8 protein-coding genes are annotated in these 5,621 nt (G+C 63.9%); 1 reads left to right on the forward strand and 7 read right to left on the reverse strand.

Translation table 11 applies throughout. From position 1 onward, the window contains the following. The 6 genes from EN914_RS22040 to EN914_RS22065 form a co-directional block, all read right to left on the reverse strand. Positions 1–339 (reverse strand): DUF480 domain-containing protein (locus tag EN914_RS22040; protein ID WP_164778842.1); only part of this gene is annotated, 339 nt, incomplete at its 3' end. Between the two features lie 28 nt (positions 340–367). Next, positions 368–1,147, reverse strand: coding sequence for a succinate dehydrogenase iron-sulfur subunit (locus EN914_RS22045; protein ID WP_024504992.1), 780 nt, complete (start codon positions 1,145–1,147; stop codon positions 368–370). 9 nt (positions 1,148–1,156) lie between these two features. After that, entirely contained in the window at positions 1,157–2,992 is a 1,836-nt protein-coding gene (sdhA, locus tag EN914_RS22050) for a succinate dehydrogenase flavoprotein subunit (RefSeq protein WP_024504991.1), read from the reverse strand. A 1-nt stretch (position 2,993) separates the two neighbouring features. Continuing rightward, positions 2,994–3,389 carry a succinate dehydrogenase, hydrophobic membrane anchor protein gene (gene sdhD / locus EN914_RS22055; RefSeq protein WP_013528875.1) on the reverse strand — a complete coding sequence of 132 codons (396 nt, stop codon included), beginning with the start codon at positions 3,387–3,389 and terminating at the stop codon, positions 2,994–2,996. 2 nt (positions 3,390–3,391) lie between these two features. Then, entirely contained in the window at positions 3,392–3,811 is a 420-nt protein-coding gene (gene sdhC, locus EN914_RS22060; RefSeq protein ID WP_013528874.1) for a succinate dehydrogenase, cytochrome b556 subunit, read from the reverse strand. Positions 3,812–4,072: 261 nt separating this feature from the next. Next, positions 4,073–4,501 carry a hypothetical protein gene (locus EN914_RS22065; RefSeq protein WP_024504990.1) on the reverse strand — a complete coding sequence of 143 codons (429 nt, stop codon included), beginning with the start codon at positions 4,499–4,501 and terminating at the stop codon, positions 4,073–4,075. Between the two features lie 261 nt (positions 4,502–4,762). Between EN914_RS22065 and EN914_RS22070 the strand changes: the two genes are divergently transcribed. After that, positions 4,763–5,125, forward strand: coding sequence for a hypothetical protein (locus EN914_RS22070; RefSeq protein ID WP_024504989.1), 363 nt, complete (start codon positions 4,763–4,765; stop codon positions 5,123–5,125). Here EN914_RS22070 and EN914_RS22075 read toward each other — a convergent pair. Continuing rightward, the coding region (locus EN914_RS22075) for a GGDEF domain-containing protein (RefSeq protein ID WP_164778843.1) at positions 5,109–5,621 on the reverse strand (513 nt) is incomplete at its 5' end. The two genes, EN914_RS22070 and EN914_RS22075, sit on opposite strands and share 17 nt — an antisense overlap.

The raw sequence follows: 5,621 nt of genomic DNA on the forward strand, positions 1-5,621 counted from the left end.
TTCATGGGCCGTCTGCGGCCCGCGCAGCAACAGCAAGCCGATCAAGGCGGTCTGCGGTGTGGTCAGCGAGAAGCGCTGCGCCATCTGGTGCTCGTAGCGCTCGACACGCGAACCGAACATCTGCCGCACCAGCCCCTTTTGTTCGAGCAGCTTCAGCCCCCGGTGCACCTCGCTCTGCTCCAGCGCCATCACCGGCTCGCGCGCCGTCTTCTGGTTGGCGGCGGCCAGTGCCGCGTTGAGCGTCAGCGGATAGACATCCGGCGTCAGCTCCTTCTTCTCGATCAGGCAGCCGAGAATGCGAGCTTCCACAGGGGAAAGGATGGGAAGGTCATCGCTCATTGGATTACTCTCGCCGGCAACCAACCGCCTAAACCTTTCTCTCCACCATCATCTTCTTGATCTCCGCGATCGCCTTGGCCGGGTTGAGGCCTTTGGGGCAGGTCTGCGCGCAGTTCATGATGGTGTGGCAGCGATAGAGCCGGAACGGGTCTTCGAGATTGTCGAGCCGCTCGCCGGTGGCCTCGTCGCGGCTATCGATCAGCCAGCGATAGGCCTGCAGAAGCGTTGCCGGGCCGAGATAGCGGTCGCCGTTCCACCAATAGCTCGGGCACGAGGTCGAGCAGCAGGCGCACAATATGCATTCATAGAGCCCGTCGAGCTTCTCGCGATCCTCATGGCTTTGCAGCCACTCCTTGGCCGGCTCCGGCGACACCGTCTTCAGCCAGGGCTGGATCGACGCGTGCTGGGCGTAGAAATTGGTGAGGTCGGGCACCAGATCCTTGACCACCTGCATGTGCGGCAGCGGGTAGACTTTTACCGCGCCGGAAATGTCGTCGCAGCCCTTGGTGCAGGCGAGCGTGTTGGAACCGTCGATGTTCATGGCGCAGGAGCCGCAAATGCCTTCGCGGCAGGAACGCCGCAAGGTCAGCGTCGGGTCGATCTTGTTCTTGATCCACAGCAGCGCGTCGAGCACCATCGGCCCGCAGTCGTCCATGTCGACGAAATAGGTGTCGATGCGCGGGTTCTCGTCGTCGTCCGGCGACCAGCGATAGATGCGGTATTCCCGCAGATTGGTGGCGCCCTCCGGCTTCGGCCAGGTCTTGCCCGGCTTGATCTGCGAATTCTTGGGGAGCGTGAGTTCAACCATGTTCGATCCTCAATACACTCTGGCCTTGGGCGCGATCTTGGCGAGGCTGATGCCGCCGTCCTTTTCAGCCAGCTGCGGCTCGGTGTGCACCGGCCGGTAGGAGAGTGCCACCTTGCCGTCTTCGCTCAGCCTGGCCAGCGTATGCTTGCGCCAGACCGCGTCGTCGCGCGCCGAAAAGTCCTCGCGTGCGTGCGCGCCACGGCTCTCCTTGCGCGCCTCGGCGCTGTAGACCGTGGTGATGGCATTGGCCATCAGGTTTTCCAGCTCCAGCGTTTCGACCAGATCGGAGTTCCAGATCATCGAGCGGTCGGACACTTTGATGTCCTTCAACTCGCCCCAGATCTGCGAAATGCGCTTACAGCCATTTTCGAGCGACTCCTGCGTGCGGAATACGGCCGCGTCTTCCTGCATCGCCTTCTGCATCTTTTCACGCAGCACCGCCGTCGGTGTCGAGCCGTTGGCGTAACGCAGCCGGTCGAAGCGGTCCATGATCTTTTCGACCGAGGCTTCGTTGGGCGAAGGGATCGCCGACTTGCGGTCGATGACCTGGCCGGCGCGGATCGCCGCCGCGCGACCGAACACCACAAGATCGATCAGCGAATTCGAACCGAGCCTGTTGGCGCCGTGCACGGAGGCGCAGCCGGCTTCGCCGACAGCCATCAATCCGGGCGACACCTGGTCTGGATTGAGCGCCGTCGGATTGAGCACCTCGCCCCAGTAATTGGTCGGCACGCCGCCCATATTGTAGTGGACCGTGGGCAGCACCGGGATCGGCTCCTTGGTCAGGTCGACACCGGCAAAGATCTTGGCCGATTCCGAAATCCCCGGCAGCCGCTCATGCAGGACGGCGGGATCGAGATGGTCGAGATGCAGGAAGATGTGGTCCTTGTTCTTGCCGACGCCGCGGCCCTCACGGATCTCCAGCGTCATGCAGCGCGAGACGACGTCGCGCGAGGCAAGGTCCTTGGCTGACGGCGCATAGCGCTCCATGAAGCGCTCGCCCTCGGAATTGACGAGATAGCCGCCCTCGCCGCGCGCACCCTCGGTGATCAGGCAGCCGGCGCCATAGATGCCGGTCGGGTGGAATTGCACGAACTCCATGTCCTGCAGCGGAAAGCCGGCACGCGCGGCCATGCCGCCGCCGTCGCCGGTGCAGGTGTGCGCCGAGGTGGCCGAGAAATAGGCGCGGCCATAGCCGCCGGTCGCCAGCACCACCATCTTGGCCGAGAAGCGGTGGATGGTGCCGTCATCCAGGTTCCAGGCGACGACACCGGTGCAGGTGCCGTCCGGCTCCATGATCAGGTCGAGCGCGAAATACTCGATGAAGAACTGCGCATTGTTCTTCAGCGACTGGCCGTAAAGCGTGTGCAGGATGGCATGCCCGGTGCGGTCGGCGGCGGCACAGGTGCGCTGCACCGGGGGGCCTTCGCCATAGTTCATCATGTGGCCGCCGAACGGCCGCTGGTAGATCTTGCCCTCTTCGGTGCGCGAAAACGGCACGCCGTAATGTTCGAGCTCGTAGACCGCGGCCGGCGCCTCGCGCACCAGATATTCCATGGCGTCGACATCGCCCAGCCAGTCCGAGCCCTTGACGGTGTCGTACATGTGCCACTGCCAGGAATCGGGACCCATGTTGGACAGCGAGGCGGCAATGCCGCCTTGCGCCGCCACCGTGTGCGAGCGGGTCGGGAACACCTTGCTGATGCAGGCGGTGCGCAGCCCCTGTTCGGCCATGCCGAGCGTGGCGCGCAGCCCGGCGCCGCCGGCGCCAACGACCACCACGTCGAACTTGTGGTCGACAAAGGTATAGCCTGCCGTGTTGGCTTGTTTCGCGTCCTTGGCCAACTCAGCCTCCGAATGCCAGCTTGAGCAGGGCGAAGATCGAGGCGACGCCGACCGCTATGGTGAAAAATGTATTGAGCGCGATCAGCGCCAGCTTCATGCCTTCGCCATGCACGTAATCCTCGATGATCACCTGCATGCCGATCCGCATATGGGTGAGACCGGAGATGAGCACCAGGGCCATCACCAGCGCCACGAACGGGTTGGCAAGGGCTGCCCGCACATGCTCGTGGTCGGCGCCGTTGAGCGCGATCAGGAAACCGACGAAGAACAGGATCAGCGGGATGTTGGCGATCGCGGTCAGGCGCTGGCGCCAGAAATGCCCGGTGCCCTCGCGGGCGGAGCCGAGGCCGCGGACCCTCGCCAGCGGCGTGCGCATGTCGGTGTTTTTGCCGCTCATGATCAAGCTCCCCGCGCCATGGTGCCGGCGATCCAGATCAGCAGCGTGAGCAGGATCGAGCCGGCCAGCGTCGCCCAGGCGATCTTCGAGGCGGTATGCTTTTCCAGGCCCGCGCCCGTGTCCCAGATGAGGTGCCGTACGCCGCCCAGCATATGATGCATCAGCGCCCAGGTGTAGCCGAACAGGATGATCCGGCCGAGCCAGGTGCCGAAGGCCCAATTGGCCCAATCGAAGGTCGCCTGCGAGCTTGCCGCCGCCATCAGCCACAGGGCGACCAGCAGCGTGCCGAAATACAGCGCGCCGCCGGTGATGCGGTGAATGATCGACATCGTCATGGTGATCGGCGGCCGGTACACGGTGAGGTGCGGCGAAATCGGCCGTTCACGTCTGGCAAATTCGCGGGTGGCTGGTGATTTGCTCATGGCTCCCCCAGTTCGGCGTCTCTCTGGAGCCTCAGGTGGAAATGCGGCATTGCCGCTTCCGGTTGCGACTTCGGACAGCCGGTTTCTAATGCTCTTTTTGCACCGCGTCAAAGCCAGAAAACCGTTTCGAAAACGTAATTTAGTCTGACTAAAAGGCGGGCTTTGGCTTCAATCGATTAGGCCGGGAAGGCCTGAAGCCGGCTCGATATCGCTGCAGTGCAACATATCTGGCCCCAGGGCCCAGCGGTGGTGAGACTGGCGTCAGCGTTTGCAGGTCTGCGGCGTCGATCCCTTCTTCATCACCAGCGCCTCGCGCCCGTCGATCACGATTGCGTCATGCGTGGCCGCCTGGTAGCGGCTGCTCTGGTTGGCAGGCGACGCCGCAAACTCCTCGGTCGCGCCGTCGGACCCGACCACACGCAACGACGTGCCTAGATTTTGGATGGAAATCATACCGTTGTTGCCGCATCTATAGGTGGCCGTGCCTGTGCCTGGTCGCGGCGCGGTAAGGTCGGTGATGATCTTGGTTGCAGCTGCCGGAGGCACCGCGGCTGCGACGGACTGCTGGGCCGGCGCAGGTGAGACGACGACGGTATTGGCTGCCTTCGGCGCGCTGTCTTGCGGCACACAGGCAGCGACGACACCGAGCAACGGGAAAACGGACACCCAAATCGGCCGGCGTAGCGCCATATGCTGTCCTCCCGCGCGGCAAGCGGCCACGATGCTTTGTCCAGATCAATATCGTCCCGACGCCAAGGCGGACGCCGCCGCGATGGTGCGGCCAAGCATGGCCGAATGATGGCCACCGGGTTTTCCATCCAGTCGGATATTAACGGATATTAACCATGTTCACCGAGACATCGCCGCCAAACGCGCCGGCCTCTTAACAAAGGTTAAGAAACCGTTAATTTCTGATTCGAGGAGGCTTTCCCTCAAGACACGGAGGACGCCATGCGTTCGAATTCGGGCAAATCGCGCCTTGCGGCGCTCGTCGTGGCAGCCTCGGTCGCCGGCCTTGCAGCGCCAGCGCTTGCCGGCGCACGGCATCAGGATCGCGTCTACGCCGATTCCTTCGGCAACCTCGTCGTCGACAGCGCCGCCGGCTACAAGCGCATCATCGTCGGCCAAGGCAGGCTGGCCAAGCAGCTCTCCGACTACACCAGCGCCGGCCAGCCCAAGGTGATCTACGAGAACGAAGCCGACGAAATCGGCGGTTATAGCGATTGCTACCGGCCGCCGGTGCTGGTGAAGGGCCGCTCCTATATGTACGGCCTCTCCGACGGCGAGATGCCCGAACTCAGCCCCTGCCGCTAGCTTCCGTTCCGGCTGACGACCAGTTGCCGGCAGGCCCGACGGAGACGCGCACGCAATCGCGCCCGGCATTCTTCGCCTGATAGAGCGCCTGGTCGGCCCGCCGCATCAGATCGGCAAAGTCTTCGCTCGCATGGAGTTCGGCGACGCCGAAGCTCGCAGTGCAGCGGTTGTCAGCCGGCAGTCCGTCTATGGGCAGCGCGCCGAAGGCGCTGCGCGTTCCCTCGGCGAACAGCCGCGCCGCGGCAAGGTTGGTTCCCGGCAGGATGATGGCGAACTCCTCGCCGCCAATGCGGCCGGCAACGTGATGCGCGGCGGCGGCTTCACGCAGGAAGCCTGCAAAAGTCTCGATCACCCGGTCGCCGGACGCATGGCCGAAGCTGTCGTTGACGCTCTTGAAATGATCGAGATCGGCTATGACCAGCGCGACCGGCACGCCTTGCCGCAGGGCGCCAAGCACCGCCAGTTCGGCATGGCGGGTGAAGCCGCCGCGATTGAG

Source organism: Mesorhizobium sp. M7A.F.Ca.CA.001.08.2.1, from assembly GCF_003998455.1.
Taxonomy (GTDB): domain Bacteria; phylum Pseudomonadota; class Alphaproteobacteria; order Rhizobiales; family Rhizobiaceae; genus Mesorhizobium; species Mesorhizobium ciceri.